The organism is Cryptosporangium minutisporangium (assembly GCF_039536245.1).
In the GTDB taxonomy this organism is placed as follows: domain Bacteria; phylum Actinomycetota; class Actinomycetes; order Mycobacteriales; family Cryptosporangiaceae; genus Cryptosporangium; species Cryptosporangium minutisporangium.
In genome coordinates this window covers 21,710-37,817 of record NZ_BAAAYN010000028.1, presented here as the reverse complement: position 1 = coordinate 37,817, position 16,108 = coordinate 21,710, and the positions used below count along the sequence as shown (strand labels likewise).

17 protein-coding genes and 1 pseudogene are annotated in these 16,108 nt (G+C 71.9%); 5 read left to right on the top strand and 13 right to left on the bottom strand.

Translation table 11 applies throughout. From position 1 onward, the window contains the following. Positions 1 to 80 precede the first annotated feature (80 nt). Positions 81 to 1,205 (top strand): acyltransferase family protein, encoded by a 1,125-nt coding sequence (locus tag ABEB28_RS22005; RefSeq protein ID WP_345730056.1) that lies wholly within the window; start codon positions 81 to 83, stop codon positions 1,203 to 1,205. Between the two features lie 91 nt (positions 1,206 to 1,296). Here the strand turns inward: ABEB28_RS22005 and ABEB28_RS22000 are convergent, their stop codons facing one another. Further along, the gene (locus ABEB28_RS22000) at positions 1,297 to 2,019 is read right to left on the bottom strand and encodes a class I SAM-dependent methyltransferase (protein ID WP_345730055.1); all 723 of its coding nucleotides are present in this window, start codon (positions 2,017 to 2,019) and stop codon (positions 1,297 to 1,299) included. A 595-nt stretch (positions 2,020 to 2,614) separates the two neighbouring features. After that, a complete protein-coding gene (locus ABEB28_RS21995; RefSeq protein WP_345730054.1) occupies positions 2,615 to 4,057 on the bottom strand; it encodes an MFS transporter in 1,443 nt (480 codons plus the stop codon). Positions 4,058 to 4,232: 175 nt separating this feature from the next. Here ABEB28_RS21995 and ABEB28_RS21990 point away from each other — a divergent pair. After that, positions 4,233 to 4,495, top strand: a pseudogene (locus tag ABEB28_RS21990) (ArsR/SmtB family transcription factor); the annotation flags it as partial. 405 nt (positions 4,496 to 4,900) lie between these two features. Here the strand turns inward: ABEB28_RS21990 and ABEB28_RS21985 are convergent. Next, positions 4,901 to 5,218, bottom strand: a complete 318-nt coding sequence (locus tag ABEB28_RS21985) for a hypothetical protein (RefSeq protein ID WP_345730053.1) — start codon at positions 5,216 to 5,218, stop codon at positions 4,901 to 4,903. 41 nt (positions 5,219 to 5,259) lie between these two features. Between ABEB28_RS21985 and ABEB28_RS21980 the strand changes: the two genes are divergently transcribed. The 3 genes from ABEB28_RS21980 to ABEB28_RS43195 all read left to right on the top strand — a co-directional run bounded on the left by ABEB28_RS21980 (position 5,260) and on the right by ABEB28_RS43195 (position 6,154). Beyond that, complete coding sequence (locus ABEB28_RS21980) at positions 5,260 to 5,574, top strand: hypothetical protein (protein WP_345730052.1); 315 nt, start codon at positions 5,260 to 5,262, stop codon at positions 5,572 to 5,574. Further along, the gene (locus tag ABEB28_RS21975; protein ID WP_345730051.1) at positions 5,571 to 5,801 is read left to right on the top strand and encodes a hypothetical protein; all 231 of its coding nucleotides are present in this window, start codon (positions 5,571 to 5,573) and stop codon (positions 5,799 to 5,801) included. The genes ABEB28_RS21980 and ABEB28_RS21975 overlap by 4 nt, the downstream gene beginning before the upstream one ends. Before the next feature lie 179 nt (positions 5,802 to 5,980). Beyond that, entirely contained in the window at positions 5,981 to 6,154 is a 174-nt protein-coding gene (locus ABEB28_RS43195) for a hypothetical protein (protein WP_425558985.1), read from the top strand. A gap of 8 nt (positions 6,155 to 6,162) precedes the next feature. Here ABEB28_RS43195 and ABEB28_RS21965 read toward each other — a convergent pair whose 3' ends face one another. From ABEB28_RS21965 to ABEB28_RS21920, 10 genes are all read right to left on the bottom strand, one after another. After that, on the bottom strand, positions 6,163 to 9,123 hold the full coding sequence (locus ABEB28_RS21965; protein ID WP_345730050.1) for an AfsR/SARP family transcriptional regulator: 2,961 nt from the start codon (positions 9,121 to 9,123) through the stop codon (positions 6,163 to 6,165). 196 nt (positions 9,124 to 9,319) lie between these two features. Continuing rightward, entirely contained in the window at positions 9,320 to 9,847 is a 528-nt protein-coding gene (locus ABEB28_RS21960) for a pilus assembly protein TadG-related protein (protein ID WP_345730049.1), read from the bottom strand. Then, a complete protein-coding gene (locus tag ABEB28_RS21955) occupies positions 9,844 to 10,311 on the bottom strand; it encodes a TadE/TadG family type IV pilus assembly protein (RefSeq protein WP_345730048.1) in 468 nt (155 codons plus the stop codon). Before ABEB28_RS21955 ends, ABEB28_RS21960 begins: the two co-directional genes overlap by 4 nt. Further along, a complete protein-coding gene (locus ABEB28_RS21950) occupies positions 10,308 to 10,781 on the bottom strand; it encodes a TadE/TadG family type IV pilus assembly protein (protein WP_345730047.1) in 474 nt (157 codons plus the stop codon). Before ABEB28_RS21950 ends, ABEB28_RS21955 begins: the two co-directional genes overlap by 4 nt. A 17-nt stretch (positions 10,782 to 10,798) precedes the next feature. Further along, entirely contained in the window at positions 10,799 to 11,014 is a 216-nt protein-coding gene (locus ABEB28_RS21945) for a hypothetical protein (protein WP_345730104.1), read from the bottom strand. A 23-nt stretch (positions 11,015 to 11,037) separates the two neighbouring features. Then, positions 11,038 to 11,946, bottom strand: a complete 909-nt coding sequence (locus ABEB28_RS21940; RefSeq protein ID WP_345730046.1) for a type II secretion system F family protein — start codon at positions 11,944 to 11,946, stop codon at positions 11,038 to 11,040. Next, positions 11,943 to 12,884 (bottom strand): type II secretion system F family protein, encoded by a 942-nt coding sequence (locus ABEB28_RS21935; protein ID WP_345730045.1) that lies wholly within the window; start codon positions 12,882 to 12,884, stop codon positions 11,943 to 11,945. Before ABEB28_RS21935 ends, ABEB28_RS21940 begins: the two co-directional genes overlap by 4 nt. Beyond that, positions 12,881 to 14,173, bottom strand: coding sequence for a TadA family conjugal transfer-associated ATPase (locus tag ABEB28_RS21930; RefSeq protein ID WP_345730044.1), 1,293 nt, complete (start codon positions 14,171 to 14,173; stop codon positions 12,881 to 12,883). Before ABEB28_RS21930 ends, ABEB28_RS21935 begins: the two co-directional genes overlap by 4 nt. A 131-nt stretch (positions 14,174 to 14,304) precedes the next feature. Continuing rightward, a complete protein-coding gene (locus ABEB28_RS21925; RefSeq protein WP_345730043.1) occupies positions 14,305 to 15,405 on the bottom strand; it encodes a CpaE-like family protein in 1,101 nt (366 codons plus the stop codon). Then, positions 15,405 to 16,097, bottom strand: a complete 693-nt coding sequence (locus tag ABEB28_RS21920) for an SAF domain-containing protein (protein WP_345730042.1) — start codon at positions 16,095 to 16,097, stop codon at positions 15,405 to 15,407. The genes ABEB28_RS21925 and ABEB28_RS21920 overlap by 1 nt, the downstream gene beginning before the upstream one ends. Positions 16,098 to 16,108 lie beyond the last annotated feature (11 nt).

Genomic DNA, 16,108 nt, shown 5'->3' with positions numbered 1-16,108 from the left:
GGTTCGGTCGCCCATCAGCAGACAGACCGGTCGATTTCTATTGGCGAGCAGCGCGCGGGCAGCGGGGAGGGCACGGGACCGTGCGTTGGCTGACCGCGCGGCGGGTCCTTACGCGACCGCCCCAAAGGACCGCACCGGCAGAGCCCGCTGCCGACGGCGCGGCGGAACCGCGCCGCAATCGCTACTTCGACCTGCTGCGCTTCCTGGCTCTGGTGCGCGTCGTCATCTACCACGCCTCCCCCCTCATCTGGCTCAAGTGGTTCCCGTCGATGGGAATCATGTTCGCCTTGGCCGGAGCCCTGATGGTGAGATCGATCGATCGGTCGGCCGGCCAGGCGGTCAGCAGCCGACTCCGACGCCTGCTCCCGGTCCTCTGGATCTTCGCCGCGATCTGGGTTCCGGTCATGCTCTGGCACGACGGCCACCCCGCACACTGGGTGGACGCAGACGGGAGCGCAGCTCCTACCTGGCAGCTGGTGTTCTGGCTTCTGCCCATCGGCAACCCCCCAGGAAGCCAGTGGGGAGTCATCGGATGGGGAGTTCTCTGGTACATCAAGACCTACCTGCTCTACGTCCTCCTGTCCCCGGTTCTCCTTCCCCTCTTCCGCAGAGCGCCCTGGGTCCTCCTCAGCCTGCCGTTCGCGGTGCTTGCCCTCGTAGAGACCGAAATCATCACGGTGGCGGACTGGTGGGGGCGAACGATCAAGGACTTCCTCACCTACCTGGGGTGCTGGCTCGTTGGATTCGCCGCCGCTGAGGGTGTCCTCAAACGCACCCGCCTGCCCGTTCTACTCGCCATCGGGGCTGCTTTCGCCCTCGCTGGCATCGCCTGGCTCCTCGGCCCAGGCAACGACGGCGCCGCCGCGAGCGGCGCGTCGCCCTGGTCGTTGCTCAACAGCGACCTCGCGATCGGGCTCTTCTACTGCGGCGCAGTCCTCGTGCTGATGCGCTTCTCACTTCCGGTCGGGTGGCTCGCCCGAGCCCCGGTGCTCGATCGGGCGGTCACCATCTTCAACGCCCGCGCCGTCACCATCTTCCTCTGGCACGGCGTCGCGCTGGCCGGCGCCATCGCTCTGGTCGGCAGCGACGCGTGGTTCCTCTGGTTCCCCCTCGCGTGGGCCTTCATCGGCGCAGCCATCGTTCTATTCGGCTGGCTGGAAGACTTCGCTGCCCGGCGAACCCCCGTGCTCGTGCCGGCACATTAGCGAGCCCTAGCGGCGGCGATTCGGTGCCAGCCGAACGCGGGGGACCGGTGTTGGGTTGCGTCGCCAGTGCCGTCGACGACGGACAGCGTCCTCAACCGGAAGGGTGGCGGCGACGGAACACGTACACGGCGGAGTCGAGCTCCGGTGGCAGGACCAGGCGGCTGAGGGTTGAGTCCTCGGCGAAGTCGAACGACCGCTGGCGGCGGTACGAGGCCCAGTCACCAGCCGCGTACTCGTGCTTGCTGCTGATGACGACATAGAGTTCGACGCTTTCCGTAGCGAACACCTCCCGTTCAAAGCCGTTGCCGGCCGGCGGCCAGGAGCAGAACACGACAGCCGGTTGGTACCGCCGCAGCGCTTTGGCGGCGTCCAGGCGCTCGACGTCGCCGGGGAAATCGATAGCGTGTTTCCAGCTGTAGTCGTCGGTAGCGGTGACGTCGGCTCCCTGGTCGCGGAGGAAGCGCGCGAGCGTGCCGTCCCCGGCGGCGATTTCTAGGCAGGGGCGGCCGCCGGCCATGCGGACCAGCTCCGTCAAGAGCTCACGCGAGTAGAAGCAGTAGATGCCCTTCCGGCCGACCAGCGGCATGAGAAGCCGACGCTGCCACAGAAGCGGCCAAACCAGCCGGAACAGGCGCATCGATACTGGTCTTCGGTCCAGGTCGCGGGAGAAGAGCAGCTTCTGCGCCACGTAGCCGTTGACCAAGCCGAAGCGGACGCGGCCCGAGCGAATGCCGGTCGCTGCGGACAGGGCAAGCTGGCGTATCGCCGCTGCCGTCATCCGCTGGCGAATCTCGGCTCGCAGCTCCTGTTCCACGTCCCGACGGGGCGGCCGTCGGCGTTTCTGGTGCGCTGACGAGCGCGGACGGGCGACTGCAGCGGTGTATGTCTTCAACTCGTCCGCATCGCCTCGTGCCAGAACCTGGCCGACCTCTCGCTGTACGTCTTCCCACTCAGCGGGGTAGGCGGCGCATAGTTCGTCCAGGGACGGCTGACCCGACAGCCAGGCGCGTACATCCTCCGGCTGCCGTAGCCGAACTGGCCGTGATGATCTACTGGTCGAACTGGCGTCCGGCCGACGCCCACCCCGATCGCTCACTGCGCCGTCCTCACCTCAACCTTGCGGGACTATCGGCAGATAAAGCGGTCGCTTAAGCGGTTTCCGGTGACGCGCTATCGGACCGGGCGGCAAGCGCTGAGTTGTCGCCGAGGCTGCAGGCCTGTGCTTCTTCCCAGCGATCACCAGGGCGGCCACCTGTCGATCTCGGTTGCTGTAGGGACGGCGTCGCGTTCTGCGGCGCCCCGGTGGACACGCTCGTGTGAAGACCCCGTACCTCGGCGCAGGCCAGCATCGGTCGGCGAAAAGAGGGGCGGCGCCAACACGGCGCCGCCCCTCCCTTGCTCGGTGTGGCCTATCGTCCGGCGGGCTCTGCCTCCCGGTGCTCGGCCGGCCCCGATGACCGATCGCCGGTCCGGCTGACCCGGCCGAGGGTGAACCAGGCCAGGGCCGCGCCGGCGACGGCGATCCCGGCGGCGCCGAGGAACGCCGCGGCGTAGCCGTCGGTGAGCGCGTCGGGTTGTCCGATCCGGTCGGCGCCGTAAGCGGCGGCTACCGCGGTCATGGCCGCCAGTCCCAGCGCCGAGCCGATCTGGTAGCTGGTGTTGACGATCCCGGACGCGAGACCGCCTTCCTCCGGGCGAGCCGCGGAGATCGCGGTCCCGAGCGAGGGGATGAACGCCAGCGCCATCCCGAGCGCGGCGACCAGAGAGGCCGGCAGCACGTCCACCGCGTAGCTGCCATCCGGGCGGACGAGCGACAGCCAGCCCAGACCCGCGGCCAGCACGAGCAGGCCGGCGACGACCGTCGGAACGGTTCCGAACCGGGCGATGACCCTCGGTGCGAGCACCACCATGCCGGCCATGATCAGCAACGTCATCGGGAGCAGCGCCGCGCCGCTAGGGAAGGCGCTGTAGCCCAGGACCTGCTGCAGGTAGAGGTTCAGGTAGAACCACATCGGGATCCACGCCGCGCCTAGCAGGAATTGCGCGAGGTTGGCGGCGGCCAGGCCGGGAGCGCGGAAGATGGCCAGCCGGACCAACGGCTCGCGGCGGGCGGCCTGCAGGCCAATGAATCCGACGAGCAGCGCCGCGCCGACCAGCAGCAGCAGCCAGGTGCGGATCGAGTCCCACCCGGTCTGCGGGGCCTGGACGATCGCGTAAACCAGGACGCCTAGTCCGGCGGTTGCGGTCGCGGCGCCGAGCACGTCGAGGGATCCTCGGCGCGCGCCTCCACCTGGCATGAGCGCGGGGGTGGCGACCATGGCCAGGACTGCGATCGGCACGTTCAGGTAGAACACCCACGGCCAGCTGAGGTACTCGGTGATCACACCACCGAGGAACACCCCGGCCGTGCCACCGGCCGGTGCCGCCGCGCCGTAGATCGCAAGGGCTCGGGTCAGTTCTCGGGGCTGGCCGCCGAAGATCATCATCAGCAGCGTGAGCGCGGCGGGCGCGATCATCGCGGCACCCGCGCCCTGCACTGCGCGGGCCGCCAGCTCGATCGGTGCAGTCGGAGCAAGGCCAGCCGCCAACGACCCGACCGCGAGCACCCCCCAACCGACCACGAACAACCGGCGCGCCCCGAACAGGTCGGCGAGCCGGCCACCGAGCAGTAGCAGTCCACCGAACGCGACGACGTAGGCGTTGAACACCCACGACAGATCGTCCGGATCGAAGCCCAGGTCGATCTGCATGCGTGGCAGCGCCACGCCGATGATCGACGTGTCCATGATGACCATGAACTGGGCCAGCGCGATCAGACCCAGCGCCCAACCGCGTCGAGAATCCTTCGACATCGTCCTACTCCTCGTTCGTTATCCCTGCGGACAGCCAAATTGATACCCCCCGGTGGTATGTTAGTCAAGGGAGTGGGGATGGTCGCGCGCCACAGCGATGGCGATGAGCAGGCGCTATGAACCTATACATTAGGGGGGTACGGTAGCCCAGGTGTCACTGGCGGGAACGCGATGACTGCACCGCCTGGCCGACGGGGAGTGCGGGTGGCGGATCTGACCGGCGTGCACGGTGTGGCCCAGTCGACCGTGTCGGCGCGCCTGGCGAGCCTGCGCGACTGTGGCCTGGTCACCGGCCGCCCTGAGAGGCGGCAGATGTTCTATGCCTTGGCCCGGCCGGAGTTGGTGGATCTTCTGCGCGCCGCCGAGCGTCTACTCGCCGTGACCGGGGAAGCCGTCGCGCTCTGCCCCAGCTACAGCTGCGAGACCGGACACGACAGTGACCCCAGCACCCGCCCCGCGGCCGCGCTCAGCCCGGCCGACACGGACCGACTCACCCGCCGCGGGTTGCGTCTAGCGCAGATCACCGTCGCTTACAACGTCGTCGAAGGCGGATCGCGATCACCGCCTGGCCTCGTCTCCATTGTGGATTCGGCCTTGACTCCGGTATCGAATCGGCCGCCGCGATCCTCGTCGGCCTGTGTCTGGCCGCCCGGCTGCGCCACGGCGAAGCACGACGGAGCCAAGGAACGCCGCACCCTCGTAGTCGTCGCGGTCGCCTTCTACGTGCTCGCCGCCTACGTCGTGATCGAGGCATCCGCAGCCTCGTCGGTGGGAAAGCACCCGACACGTGGATCGTCGGCCTGGTGCTCTTGACCGCCTCGGTGGTGGCCATACCGTTGCTGGCTACGGCCAAAGGGCGGGGTCGCGCTGCAGTTCGGCGGGGGCCCGCTGATCATGGCCGACGCCGCCGAAACCCGGATCTGCGTGCTGCTGCGCATCTCCACCCTCGCCGGGCTCGGTCTGTTTGCACTCACCGGCGCTGCCTGGCTCGATCCGGTCGCCGGTTTCGCCATCGCCGTATTCGCCATCCATTAAGGCCGTGAAGCCTGGAAAGGCGAACTCGTCGAAGGCAACGACGACGATGATGAGGACCGACCGTCGTGCGCGCCTGCTGACGACTTGCGAGGGAAGCCCGTTCTGAGCCTGAGCTCCGTCGGGCATCTGCTGGTGTCCTTCGCCGGGATTGGGTGGACGATGGGCCGATGCAGGTCTCGGTCGTCCACTTCGCAGGCTGCCCCTCGTGGCGGGCGGCGGGCCGCCGGCTGCGGGCTGCGCTCGACGAACACGGGCGATCCGACATCGCGGTCGCTTACGTACCGATGGCCAGTGGCGCCGCGGCTGCGGCGGCCGGGTTCCGGGGCTTGCCGACGCTGCTGATCGACGGACACGATCGGTTCCCCAGCGGGCCGATGCCCGACGGGCTGACATGCCGGCTCTACCCGACCGCGACCGGCCTGGCCGGGGCGCCCGACCAGGCCGACATCGCCGCCGCGCTGCGGGAAAGGATCCCCTCATGACCGCCGCCGCCGAAACAATCCGCGAATCCGATCGCCGTCGGTGCGGCTGCTGTGGCCGTGACCTGCCGCTGCGCGAGGTCACGGAGCTGGGCAGCACACCCGGGGTGTTCATCTGCGTCGGCTGTGCCCTCTGGGCCGCTGGCAGGGTCGAACCGGTCCCGGCTCTGCGCCAACTGCGGTTCACCCCTTTCGGCCGATTTCTGCGCCGGCGCCTGGGCTCGCGCTGAGAGGGAAGCGGCCGGGGTGCTCACCGCCGCCGGATCCACCAGCTCCGCCAACGACCACGGCGAGCACCGAGCCACCTGTGCCGCCTTAGAACAGCCGGCGCGACAGCCGGGCCGACCGGATCACAGCCAACAGGGCGACGTCGCCACTAACCCGCCAACTAGAGGCCCGCGCCGAAGGGTTGTCTCTGGTCGGGCCGGACGGGTCGCTGCCACAGATCGCCAAGACTGCGCTGCAGGCCGCGCTGGACGCCGAGATGACCGAGCACCTCGGCTATGAGAAAGGCGACCGGATGGCCCCGGTCGGCGCGAACCACCGTCCGGCACCAGCGCCGAGACCGATGGACAGCTCCTGACGCCGAGGTCACCGGCGGTCGGTGTGCAGGGTGTGCGTCGGTCGAGGGCTGGAGCGGCGCGGCGCGGCGGATCGCTGCATGATCTGGCCCGCGAGTTCGATGGTGGCTTCGTCGGGTTCTTCGTCGATGTCGGCGAGGGCGGCGGCGAGTGTTTCGAGCCGGGTGCGCACTACGGCGGTGTTGCCCGTTCGGGCGTGCGCGCGCATCGCGAGCCGGGCGACGTCTTCGTTGAGCGGGTCGATCCTGCAGGCGTCGTCGAGGATGCTGGCGGCCTGGTCGGGATCAGTATCGCCGAGCAGGGCGGCGAGCTGGGTGTGGGCGGTGATGCCTTGCCGGCGGGAGTACTCGCGGTGTGATTCGACCCAGCGGTAGTTGCAGCCGTCCAGAAGTGGTCCGGTCCAGAGTTCGACGGCGCGCCGGAGCGCGGCCAGGCGCTGGTCGCCGTCGGCGGTGGCGGCTTGGGCGAGGGCGTCTTGGAAGTGCCACCAGTCGATGAACAGTAGGTCGGGGTTGAGTTGGTAGTGGCTTCCGGTGTTGAGCACTGGTTCGAGCTTCTCTTTATTGTTCGGGTCGCCGGCGGCGGTGCGGATGCGGTTTCGTAGGTTGCCGACGGTGGTGGACAGCCGCTGGGAGGCTCGCCGCACGGTAGCGGTGGGGTAGAAGACCTCCATGATGTCGGACAGGTCCATGCCGTCGCGGTGCGCGGCGAGCAGGGCCAGCAACTGGACGGCTTGGGAGCGGGCACCGGTGACCGCTGGCCCGTCTATCGGGAGGATCACCGGGGCGTGACCTAGAACCTGGATGCGTGCCCGGAGCCCACCGGAGGCTGTGGCCTCCGATGAGAGGTCGCCGTCTGCGTCTGGTGCAGGCGGGGAGTCGTCGTAGGGGCCGCCCCGGCTTGAGGCCGGGCGGTCGGGTGGTAGAGGACTGGTCTGATCCGGGGAGTCCTCGACCTTGGGCGGGTGTCGGCGAGGTGCGGACCCGGGACCGGGAACGATGGCGGCTGAGGGAGCGGAGGGGGCGGTCGCAGGCGGAACGCCGGTGTGGGCTTCGCGGAGGACCTCAAGCGCGGCGGCAGCCGCGGGAACGTCGAGGACTGACAACCGGGGCGGCGGTCCACTGCGGTCGCCGGTCGGTGAACGGCGGGTGGTGCCGTCGGGGTGGACATGACGGGTGTCGCCGGGGGGCCAATCTCCGAGGAAGACCGCCGCGATACGAAGGGGGCCGCCGAGTTGCAGGGCGGCGGTGACGCGGGCGTGCAGGGCCGGGGCGGGGACTTCAGCGATGAGCAGCGTCAGCGGCAGCGGGGGGTGGTAGGGGTGGGCGGCGTGGAGGGTGTCGTAGTCGGGGGCGTCGTGATCGTCGAGTTCTCGCCGGCGGGCGATGATCAGGTCTTCGAGGGTGGTGAGTGCGTCGGGCAGGCCGGGGCGAACGCGGAGGCGGGGCAGCGGGCCGAGGTCGAGGGCGGCTGCGCCGAGGAGCTCGGCGAGGGTGGCGGCGGGGATCAGGACGGTGCCGGCGGCGTCGGGATCCTGGGGTCCGCCGGCCGAGAGGGTTGCGGTGAGCAGCGCCCGGGCGGCAGCGACTGCGCCGTCGCCGGTGAGGCCCAGTCCGCGTGGGTGGAGTGGCTCGTCGAGCCCGGCCAGTTGCGGTCCGTCGGGCCCCGGCGGCGGTAGGTCGGGCGAGTCGGCGTCGGCGAGTTCAGCGACGGTCGGTCCGGGGCTGCGGGATTTGAGGAGGCCGGGGTCGAGTTCGTGTACGGCTTCCCGCACGGTGCCGATCACCGGCGGCAGCGGCCGTAGGTCGGCGGCACGAGGGTTCGGCCCGGGAAGTGGTTCAGGCCGGTAGACGCGGCGGCGGCGTAGCCACGCCAGGGATCCGGCGGCGGCGAGCGCGGCCGCGAGTCCGGCGCTGATCCACCCACCGGGCAGATCGACGCCGTGCTCGGCGCCAGAAGTCGTGGCGGGATTCTCTGCCGGGTCTTGCGCAGTCGGCGGCACGGGAGTGGGAGTGGCCGATGCGCTGGTCGATGGGTTGGGTGCCGTGGCCGAAGGCTTGGTCGGTGTCGGACGTGGCGTGGTGGCCGACGGACCAGGGACTGTCGGCTGACCTGGTGGTGGCTGTCCGGTTGCCCCATCTGGCTTGTCGGGCGCGGTCGGCGGCGTGGTCGGCGCGGGTGCGGGTTGCCCGGTGGGTAGGACGAGGACCCAACCGGGGATGAGGAGGTCGGGGTCGGTCAGGGCGCGGCCGTCGTCTTGAACGAGACCGCGGTTGAGGGTGTAGAGCTCTTCCCACCGTTCGGAGTCGCCGAGGTGGGTGTCGGCGAGATCCCACAGGGTGTCGTCCTCCTGGACCACACAGCGCGGTATTCCTGTGGTGGTGCTGCCGGTTCCGGCGAGCGCTGCGTTCCGGTTGTCGCGTTCCGTGGTGTCGGTTGCGGTGTGCCACGGCGGGTAGGCGCCGTCTGATCCGGTGCCGCCCGGCTGTCCGGCCTCAGTGCTGCGTTGGTCGTCCAGGGCGAGGACCGGCGTGGCGGCCGTGCCCGGAAACAGGGGTGTGGCGGCGGCGACGGTGGCCGGTGGGACCGGCGGCTGGGCGAAGGACGCGGCACCGGACAGGTTGAGGGTGATGGCGGTGAGTAGTGCTGCGGCTAGGGCGTGGATGCCGGTGGGTGTAGGACGGGACTGTCCGGCGTAGCGGATCAGGTCGTAGGCCGTCAGCAGCAGGGAACTGACCCAGAGGATCCACAGCACCCAGGCGACGCAGGCGATGACCTTGAAGATGCCGCCGTCGTCGATCGGTGAGGTTAGCCACGCGGCCACGTCACCGAGCGTGGGGACGTGGCGCGGCAGTGGCCAGCCGACCGCGGCGATCAGCAGCCATGGCACCCCGCCTACCGAACCCGCTAGTACAAGCAGCGCCCCGAGGGCCCGCAGGATGCGCCCGAGAACGGTCGCGACGATGCGCATCATGGTCTCCTTCGCCGTTGCGGTCGGCCGGCGGCCTGACCCGCGGTGCACGCGCCGCCTATCTGCGGCAGTTGTGTCAAGGACCCCAGCAGGCTCCGGTGCGCCAGGACCGGTTGCCGTCGGCGACCGGCGGGGGTGCCGAGAGCCGGTGCGCGTGCGGGTGCCGGTGGCGCCCACGATCCGGGCCGGAGCGCGCTCATGGCTGGTTCCCGGGGGCGGTGGGGGTAGCGGTCGCGGTGCCGGCGGCCCGCAGCGTGTCCACCCCGACGAGTTGCAGCAGCTGCGCGGGCCGGTCGGTGTGCGTGGTGACGGTGACCGCTGCGGTGGTGGCGGTGACCTCCCCCGGCGTCCCAGCTGCGGCGAGGAAGTCTTGCGCGGCGCGGAGGGACTGGGCGGGGTCCAGACGCAGCTGACCGGTGGCGCGGTAGAGCGGCAGGTCAAGTTGCTGGGCGCCGGCGCGAGCCGCGGACTGGGCGGCATCCAGCGCGCAGGTCCGCGCCGCCAGCGCCACGCCCCCGTCGAGCACGAGGCCGGCCAGCAGCAGGAGCGCGAGGACCAGGACGGCGAGGAACGCGGTGGCCTGCCCGTCCTCACCCCAGCGACGGCCGCGGCCGGCGCGTTGGCCGCGGGCACGCAGACTGCGGGGACGCGGGCCGTGACCGAGCCGGCCGGGGCGGCGCTGGCTGCGGGTACGCAGGTCGTTGGGGTGCCGGTGCGCGGTCATGGGGTGACCGCCCGGAATCTGTCGAGCGGCGAGGTGGAGCTGCTGCTCAGCGTTCGGCTGCCGGGGAGCCCGAGTCCGGTGAGGTCGGCCAGGTTCACCACGCAGGTGGTGTGCACGGTGACGCTGCCTCCGGGGGTGTAGGCGGTGGTGTCGACGGTGACGTCGAGGGCTGCGCAGGCGGCGGGCTGGTCGAGGGCGGCGGTCGCGCTTTCCCGGGCGGTGTTGGTCGCAGTGGCTGGGTCGCGGCTGAGGGAGGCGGCGCGGGCGGCGGTGTAGGTGGCCTGGTCGATGCGGGCCTGGGCGTCGGCGAGTCGCCCGGCAGCGACCACCAGGAGCACGAAGAGCAGCACGAGCGGGGTCAGCAGGGTCAGTTCAACGGTGATCGAACCCGCCTCCCGCCGAGGCCCGCGGCGGAAGGGGCGTGCAACGCGCCGCCGTGCTGGGCCGAGCCGGGGCGGGGTCATGGGGCGCCGCCGGGCTCGGTGGGTTGTTCGATGGGGGCGGTGGCGTGCCGGTGCACGGTCCAGGTCAGGCCGGGCACCACGGTGGGGGTGTGGGCGGTCAGTTCGACGGTGACCTGCCCGCCGGAGCGGCTGACCGTGACCTGCACGTCGGTGAGTAGCCCGGAGCCGAGCTGCTCGGTGAGCGTGGCAGCGGCGGCCTGGCCGTCGGCGTCCGTGGCGCCTGACAGGCGGGCGGCGTCCGCGGCGCGGGTCACTGTGGCGTCGGCGACGTGAACGGCGTGCCAGGCCAGGGCCGCCTGCACGACCAGCATTAGCAGCAGAAGCAGCAGCGGCGTGGCGAGCGCCAACTCGGCGGAGACCGCACCCCGATCCGAACCGCGGCCTGAACCGCTGCGTAGGGCGCGGATCAGCAGGCGCCGTGGTGGCGCCGGGCGTGGCCTGAGGCTGGCGGTGTGCAGTGGGCTCGGCATCGGTTCGGACCCCGGGTTCAGCCGAGGTTGATGGCGTTGGCTTTGGCCAGCACCTTGGCGGCGATGATGCCGAGGACCGCGATGGCCAGCGCCACGAGCAGCGCGGTGACCAGAACGGTCTCGGTGCTGTAGCCGGCCTCGCCGCGCGGTACCCGTCGACGTAGTCGGTCGCTCAGCGGCGCGGCGAGGCGCCGGGAGCCACGGCCGACGTGGTCGGCGAGCCTGGCGAACATCGAGTGCACGGCGGCTGTCCTTTCTAGAGCCCGGTGAGGACGTGGCTGATCGCGGGGTAGGCGAGGAAGAGGAGGAACGCGGCGAAGAGGGCGACGACGCCGATGCTCATGCGTTCGGTCGCCGACGCGCCGGCGGCGTCCAGGTCGGCCAATAGGTGTCCGCGGAGGGAGGCGGCGCGGGCCCGCAGGGAGGTGCGGATCTTGGCGCCTTCGGTGCCGGCGAGGGAGACGGTGGCCGCGAGCTCGGTCAGGTCGGTGATGCCGAGTTCGGCGCCGAGACGGCCCAAGGCTTGCCAGGGTGTGAGGCCCGGAGTGAGCGCTGCCTCCTGGAGGGCGTCGCGGATCCGGTGGTTGGCCCAGCCGGTGCCGATCTGCGCACTGGAGTGCAGGGCGGCCTGCACGCCGGCGCCGCCGGCCAGCGAGATGACGACCAGGTCGAGGTAGGAGGACAGGGCGTGGCGGAACTCGGCGCGGCGTCGGCCGGCTTCGGTGTGGATGGCCAGGTCGGGCAGGAGGAACCCGCCGGCGGCCAGGGCGAGAGCGATCCACAGCGGCAGGGTCCAGCCCCAGTGCAGGCTGGCCAGCGCGGTCAGCGCGGCGACCAGCGGAGGAAGGAACAATCCGGCTAGGGCGGTGGCGGCCTGTTCGGCCAGGTGCAGCTGGGGTGGGCGGCCGAGGACCGCGAGGTCGGCGCGGACACTCGTGCGGGGTAGTCCGGCGGCTTCGAGGAGCGGCACGGCCGGTCGTCCCAACCGGGCCGCCCATCCGGCCGTCTCTGCCGGCGCCGCGAAGGACGCGAGGGGCGCGGACGTTGGTGGCGCGTGGAGTGCGGCGAGTTCGTCGGCGAGCGACGGTTTGGGTGGCCAGATTCCGGCGGCGATCACCATCAGGCCCAGACCGATGCCGGCGCCGAGCAGCAGGGGCACGATCACCGTCGCTCACCTCCGGGCGGGGTCGCGGGGACGGCCGGGCCGCGCGTCTGCCCGCCGGTTGCGCCCGGAGGGCTGAGCGCGAGGTGGCGGGCGGGGGCCTGCGGGCGGGCGAGCCGGGTCAGCCACCAGAACCCGGCCGCGAAGAGGGCGCCGACGGTGGCGAGGACGAGCTGCCCGGCGGTGGTGTCATACGGCTGGAGGTAGCTGCGGTTGAGCAGCACCAGCCCGGCGGCCATCGCGAGGGTGGTGGCGGTGATGACTCGCACGGAGGTGCGGGTGCGGGCGCGTTCGGCGGCCTGCCGTAGCTGCACGGTCGCCTGCTGCCGCGCGGCGTCGCCCAGATCCGAGAGCAGCGGACCGAGTTGACGGGCCTGATGTTCGGCGGCCAGCAGCAGCGCGGCGAGCACAAGATCGGCGGTCGGGTCGTCGAAATCGTCCGCGGCGGCGCGCAGGGCCGCCGGAAGGTGTTGCCCGCCGCGGATCCGCGCCGCGAGCGCCGCCACCTCGGCGCGGATCGGCGCGGGGACGGCCGGGGCGGTGGCCAGGAGTGCTTGTTCGAGGCCGGCGGCGGCCTGCAGGGTGTCTCGCAGCATTTCGGCCCAGGTGGCGATGGCCTCGGCGCGGGCGACCGACCCGGCGGTGGCCCGGTCGGGTCCCAGGACCGCGGGCGCGAACCAGACCGCGGCGGCGGCGAGCAGGCCCGCGACCGGCCAGCGGGTGACCAGCACCGCGAGCAGCCCACCGGCGAAGGCCAGGGCGATCCGGCGCCCGTGGGCGCGCACCGGCATACGCCGGCCGCCGCCGGCGTTCGGTCTCCATGCGGCCCGCGCGGACGGCTCCGTGGTGGTACCGATCAGTCCGAGGAGGAACAGCACGAGTCCCAGACCGATGCCGGCGCCGAGCAGACCCGCCAGCGCGGTCGAGGCATCCAGAGTCATGAGGGCCACCACCCGTCAGGGTTGTGCAGCCACTTGGGGTCGAAGCCGGTCGCGGTCAGGGCGGTGAGGAGTTCTTCGCTGGGCGGGACGTGGGGGCGGGCGCGTTTGTCGCCGCTGGGCTTGTAGAGCTCGTTGGACACCACTTGCGCGCCCTCAGCGCCGACGACTTCCCGGACGCTGGCCACGACACGCTGCCCGCCCGGAGTGGTTTCCAGGTGGACGACGAGGTGGACGGCGGAGGCGACCAGCAGTCCGGTGGCCTCCAGCGGCAGCCGCTCGGCGGCCTGCACCGCGTACGCGGCCAGCTTGAGAAACACCTGCTGGGAGCTGGATGCGTGCAGGGTGGCCATGGACCCGTCGTTGCCTTGGGACATCGCCGAGAGCATCGGGATCACCTCCGAGCCGCGGACCTCGCCGACGATGACCCGGTCGGCGGACATGCGCAGCGCCGCCCGCACCAGGTCGGCGGCGGTGATCTGCCCTTCGCCTTCGATGTTGCGGTCGCGGGCCTGCATCGCCACCACGTCCGGATGCGCCCGGGCGTCGGTGTTCAGACCCAGCTCGAGGGCATCCTCGACGGTGACCAGCCGTTCGGACGGGTCGATGGCGCTGGCCAGGGCGCGCAGAACGGTGGTTTTCCCGGCGGCCATGCCGCCGGACACGATGATGTTGCGCCGCGCCCGCACCGCCGCGGACAAGAAAGCGTCCAGGCCGGGGTCAATGGTGCCCAGCCGCTGGAGATCCCGCAGGGTGGCGGTGCGGTGGCGATGGCGGCGAATCGCGAGGGAAGGACGGGCGGTCACGGCCATCACCGCGAACAACCGGGACCCGTCCGGTAACTGAACCGAGAGTGTGGGCGCGCCGCGGTCGAAACGGCGTTCCTCCACTCCGGCGCGGGCGGCGATCGCCCGGATGAGCTCGACGAGTTCAGCGTCGCTCCCGGCCACGGGCGCGACCCGGGCGCGTGTCCCGTCGGCGTAGCGGACGTGCACGACATCGCAGCCGTTGACGTTGATGTTCTCGATCTGCGGGTCGGCCAGCAGCGGCTGCAGGCCACCCATCCCGAATAACGCGTCCAGCACCCGCACGCTCAACGCCTGGTCGGCGGCGGGGTTCCGGGGGGCCCGGCCGGCGCTGATCGCCGCGGTGGCCTGCTCCTGCAACAGCTGCGCGAGCAACACCTCGGCTTCCCCGCGGCGCCGCTCGGGCGTCCAGGGCGGCTCACCGCTTTGGTCTGCGGCGCGGCTACGGGCGGTTAGCCGTTCGGCGACCTGTTGCCGCAGCGCCATGACGACGTCGGCTCCCGATAGCGACGGTGGCGGCGCTGCTGCCGGATGAGAAGTCGCGGTGGGAGGCGCCGCCCCGTTGACCGGGGCCCACGAGGATGGAGGCCTGCTCCCGTCGGCGGGTGGTCCGGCGGTCACGACGGCCTCCTGGTCGGTGCCGGCGGCGCGGCCTCGTTGCCCGGTGAGCTGGGTACGTCGGGGCCTCCGGAGGCGCCGGGGAGCGTGGGGGCGGGTGCAGCGGGTGCCCGGCTGCCCGTAGGCATGCGCTGCGCCGGTACCGGCCACCGGGGCGCAGCCGGCGCCGGCCACGCCGCACCCGCCGGAAGGCCACCCCGGCTCGGGACGCCACTCTGCTCCGGGAGATCATCCCTTAGCGGGGTGTCTCCCGCCGCTGGAGGAGTGCCGCCGGTGACGCCGATGCGCGGCGCCGCCCCGGCGCGGTACCGGTCGGACGGCCTGCCCAGGGCGGCCGATCGCGGGTGCCCGGTGCTGATCTCGTCGGCCAATTGGGCCGCGACTGCGGTGATCGCGCGAACCCACTTCCCGCGCCGCCGCCAACGATCCGGAAACGGGCTCGTGGCGGCGCGGCGGTCATCGGGCACGCAGCCCAGCAGCGGTATACCGAGCTGCGCGGCGACCTCGTGGGCAGGGTAGGGGTTCGGTCCGCGCAGCAGCACCTGCCGGGAGGGATTGAGACGGGTGAGGTTCGCGGCCAGCTCCCGGGTGTGGGCCAGCTCGGCCAGACCGGTCCGGGTCACGAGCACGATCAGGTCCGCCGAGGGCAGCAGCGGCACGATCGGTGAGGCCGGTGACAGCCGCCCGGCGTCGATCAGCAGCGGCGTCGCGGCCAGACCGGCCACCGCGAGCGGCCCCCCTGGGGCGGCGAGAATACTCAGCGCGGCTCGGGTCTGGCCCGAGCCGACCGGCGCGGTCACCAGCTGAGTGCCCCCGAGTGTCCGCGCGTAGGAGCGCGTCATCGCGGCCATCTCGTCCGGGCCGCGCGGAGACCGCGCGGCTGCCGCGAGTCCCGCCAGACCCGGTTCCTCACCCGCCCGGAATCGCGCCGCGAGGTCCCCGCCGTAGGGGTCGGCCTCCACCAGGATGGGCGCTGAGCTTCCTTCGTCTGGCGTGACCGGTTCCAGGCGGGCGAGGGCCGGCCACGCGGCGGTCACTGCCAGCGCGGTGCTCGTCACCCCCGGCGCCCCGGACGCCGAAGCCCACACGATCAGTGGCATCAGTTCTCTCCGGGATGCCGCTGGACCAGCGCCACCGGCCCGGCCGCGGCTACGTCGGGGGCGTCCGCGGCGGCCATTCGCAGCGTCACCACCGCTCCGCCGCGCCCATCGACGGCCGGATCCACCGCGAGCACCACGCCCGGCCAGCGCTGGCCGCTCCGCTCCGGCGCGGCCGGAGCGGCGCCGGGCGTCGCCGAGCCCGCTACAGTGTCGCCGGACTTAGCGGCGACGACGGTGACGGTCGAACCGGCCGTTAGCGCCGGCGGGAACCGGCCGGGATCCACCGACACGGCCACCACCGCCTGACCTGTGGCCGGCGGCGCCGGAGCGCCGAGCATCGCCGCGCTGAGTAGGGAGCCCGCGGTCAGCGGCACGGCGGCGGTCTGCCCGACCACGGTGTTGCGTTCGGAGGCGCGGACCAGGCTGACGCTCGAGTCGGCGGCCACCTGCACCGTCTGCAGATCCCGGTCGGTGATGACCTGTCCCGCCGGTACGTTCGTCGCGACCGCGAGTGCTGCGACGCGCCCGGAGGTGTGCGACCACCAGAACGCCGACCCCAACGCACACATCACCACCAGGACGGCGCCGCCGATCAGCCACGCGGGGCGACGCCGCCGAGATCGACCCGAGAACTCCGCGGGTGAGCGCTGGGGAGCGTGCGGCGCGGAGGAGCTCAACGCTGTGGATGCCATGTCGTGCTTGC

Coding starts and splice junctions, on each gene's coding strand:
- ABEB28_RS21995 (WP_345730054.1), bottom strand. CDS start 4,057: ATGTCGAAGGATTCTCGACGCGGTTGGGCGCTGGGTCTGATCGCGCTG.
- ABEB28_RS21985 (WP_345730053.1), bottom strand. CDS start 5,218: ATGCCCGACGGAGCTCAGGCTCAGAACGGGCTTCCCTCGCAAGTCGTC.
- ABEB28_RS21980 (WP_345730052.1), top strand. CDS start 5,260: ATGCAGGTCTCGGTCGTCCACTTCGCAGGCTGCCCCTCGTGGCGGGCG.
- ABEB28_RS21975 (WP_345730051.1), top strand. CDS start 5,571: ATGACCGCCGCCGCCGAAACAATCCGCGAATCCGATCGCCGTCGGTGC.
- ABEB28_RS21965 (WP_345730050.1), bottom strand. CDS start 9,123: ATGCGCATCGTCGCGACCGTTCTCGGGCGCATCCTGCGGGCCCTCGGG.
- ABEB28_RS21960 (WP_345730049.1), bottom strand. CDS start 9,847: ATGACCGCGCACCGGCACCCCAACGACCTGCGTACCCGCAGCCAGCGC.
- ABEB28_RS21955 (WP_345730048.1), bottom strand. CDS start 10,311: ATGACCCCGCCCCGGCTCGGCCCAGCACGGCGGCGCGTTGCACGCCCC.
- ABEB28_RS21950 (WP_345730047.1), bottom strand. CDS start 10,781: ATGCCGAGCCCACTGCACACCGCCAGCCTCAGGCCACGCCCGGCGCCA.
- ABEB28_RS21945 (WP_345730104.1), bottom strand. CDS start 11,014: ATGTTCGCCAGGCTCGCCGACCACGTCGGCCGTGGCTCCCGGCGCCTC.
- ABEB28_RS21935 (WP_345730045.1), bottom strand. CDS start 12,884: ATGACTCTGGATGCCTCGACCGCGCTGGCGGGTCTGCTCGGCGCCGGC.
- ABEB28_RS21930 (WP_345730044.1), bottom strand. CDS start 14,173: ATGGCGCTGCGGCAACAGGTCGCCGAACGGCTAACCGCCCGTAGCCGC.
- ABEB28_RS21925 (WP_345730043.1), bottom strand. CDS start 15,405: ATGCCACTGATCGTGTGGGCTTCGGCGTCCGGGGCGCCGGGGGTGACG.
- ABEB28_RS21920 (WP_345730042.1), bottom strand. CDS start 16,097: ATGGCATCCACAGCGTTGAGCTCCTCCGCGCCGCACGCTCCCCAGCGC.